Origin of the sequence: Citrobacter sp. TBCS-14, from assembly GCF_005280805.1 — a bacterium.
Classification (GTDB): Bacteria; Pseudomonadota; Gammaproteobacteria; order Enterobacterales; family Enterobacteriaceae; genus Citrobacter; species Citrobacter gillenii.
In genome coordinates this window covers 253-510 of sequence record NZ_SZWM01000581.1, presented here as the reverse complement: position 1 = coordinate 510, position 258 = coordinate 253, and the positions used below count along the sequence as shown (strand labels likewise).

General features: G+C 55.4%; 1 pseudogene. It reads right to left on the bottom strand.

Features of this window, described 5'->3' with window-relative positions:
• Window positions 1–258 (bottom strand): annotated as a pseudogene (locus tag FDX22_RS31485) (terminase large subunit); the annotation flags it as partial.

Here is a 258-nt window from a genome sequence, read left to right as displayed (position 1 = left end):
AGAGCGAATCTGTTGGGTGTTCGTGATACTCGTCGACAATCGCACAGTGCGGTGAAGCGCCGTCCCCTGGGTTACCAATCAGCGGCTCAAAACGCGCGCCATCTTCTGGCCGGTTCAGGTTGGACGCATTAACTTCGATCCCGAACGCTTCCACCAGCAGCGGTGTGCGCTTACACATCAGGCGAGCTGGTCTGAATACTTCCCACGCCTGCTTTTCAGTTGTGGCTCCGGAATATACTTCAGCGCCAAACTCGTTAT